The sequence below is a fragment of the Paraburkholderia sp. SIMBA_054 genome (genome assembly GCF_046534875.1).
GTDB classification, from domain to species: domain Bacteria; phylum Pseudomonadota; class Gammaproteobacteria; order Burkholderiales; family Burkholderiaceae; genus Paraburkholderia; species Paraburkholderia hospita.
Genome location: NZ_JAWRXV010001674.1, coordinates 1 through 238, shown reverse-complemented (window position 1 = coordinate 238; position 238 = coordinate 1). Strand labels below are relative to the sequence as shown.

Below are 238 nucleotides of genomic sequence, written 5' to 3'. Positions count from 1 at the left end.
GGCGAGAAGCGCTGCCATGCCAGCAAGGATCGCGCTGACAAAAAGCGGTGCCTGCGCAGAGACTGTAAAAAGATAGCCGCCGGAGATCGCGCCCGCTCCTTGGCCAAGTACGTGAGCACTTGCAAGCCAACCAGCCGCAGCCCCCTGTTCTCCCTGTTCCATCCGTCCGGTGAGCCATCCAAGATAGTTGGGCGTGGCAATCGCCATTCCTACTCCGGCCATCACCAGTCCGCAGAGA

At 60.9% G+C, this 238-nt stretch carries 1 pseudogene; it reads right to left on the bottom strand.

What is annotated here, in order from left to right:
- Positions 1-207: pseudogene (locus tag SB822_RS60790) on the bottom strand (hypothetical protein); the annotation flags it as partial.
- Between the last annotated feature and the right edge of the window lie 31 nt (positions 208-238).